The organism is Psychrobacter sp. AOP3-A1-26 (assembly GCF_052378235.1).
Classification (GTDB): domain Bacteria; phylum Pseudomonadota; class Gammaproteobacteria; order Pseudomonadales; family Moraxellaceae; genus Psychrobacter.
Genome location: NZ_JBQSXN010000207.1, coordinates 1 through 683 on the forward strand (window position 1 = coordinate 1; position 683 = coordinate 683).

A 683-nucleotide genomic window follows, 5' to 3' on the forward strand; every position below is an offset into this window, starting at 1 on the left:
ATTTCTAAAAACCACTAAAACTGCTTCGTAAAAAAGCCTTTAATTAAGGACAAAGATCTTTAGTCCACTTACCTGCGTTACTACCACGGGCACACTGATATTGTATACCGTACTGAACCCAATTCCAACTTAAACCAGACGGCTCATTTTCTAATTTAAAGCTAACACGATAACGCTCCGCACTAACGCTATCATCCATGAGACCAGAACGGGTAATTACAACGACGGCTGTACGTGGCTGAGCTTTTGATGGAAAGAAGAAAGTTTGCGCCAAGTCGTAATCTGCATCAACCTCATTAATACCACCATTGATTAAAGATAATTTTTCAAGCCCACAAGCAATAAGTCCTTTTTCGATTGCACAGGGCGCTGATGCGCGAGTCACTGCCCGGCCATTGACACTTAAAAACTTAAAGTTGGCTGGATTTGCCGCTTCTGCTCGAGAGATTACACTTGGTGAGTTGTTACTACTAGCCTGTACGGACAATGAAACGAAAGGCAAGGTAAGTAAAACGCTGGCGATTAAACCCTTTGACAGACGTATAGCAACACTTGAAACAGGCAATAAGTTTTTGACACTATTTAAATGCAACATAACAACCTCAGCTTTGACTATTAAGTAGATTAAGAGAAATACTAGAGCATGTTGAATGGACACCTTACACCATAGCACTTTATAGGAT

At 40.7% G+C, this 683-nt stretch carries 1 protein-coding gene; it reads right to left on the reverse strand.

Features of this window, described 5'->3' with window-relative positions; translation table 11 throughout:
• Window positions 1-43: 43 nt before the first annotated feature.
• Window positions 44-683: hypothetical protein (locus ACT3TU_RS14330; protein ID WP_444784541.1), on the reverse strand; the 640-nt coding region annotated here is incomplete at its 5' end.